Source organism: Lactiplantibacillus xiangfangensis (assembly GCF_001438845.1).
In the GTDB taxonomy this organism is placed as follows: domain Bacteria; phylum Bacillota; class Bacilli; order Lactobacillales; family Lactobacillaceae; genus Lactiplantibacillus; species Lactiplantibacillus xiangfangensis.
Genome location: NZ_JQCL01000072.1, coordinates 1 through 247, shown reverse-complemented (window position 1 = coordinate 247; position 247 = coordinate 1). Strand labels below are relative to the sequence as shown.

Here is a 247-nt window from a genome sequence, read left to right as displayed (position 1 = left end):
AATCGAATGATCCGCCGCGATGTACCCAAGGGTCTATCCATGGATATTTTGGGTCCTCATGATATCCAAGCAGTTGAGTCAAAGCTAAACAATTTACCGCGCCGGCAAACTGGCTATCAAACACCCAAAGAGCTTTTCTCCGCTGCTTCCGCCGGTTAAGTTAAGTCCATAAAATATGAATATTAATGAAAATACTGATTTAATAGGATTTATCGTGTGGCTAATTTGTTCTTGCAATTTGGGGTTT

Annotated in this window: 1 pseudogene; it reads left to right on the top strand. The window is 40.9% G+C overall.

The features are described 5' to 3' along the window. Positions 1–159 (top strand): annotated as a pseudogene (locus tag IV64_RS14805) (IS30 family transposase); the annotation flags it as partial. Between the last annotated feature and the right edge of the window lie 88 nt (positions 160–247).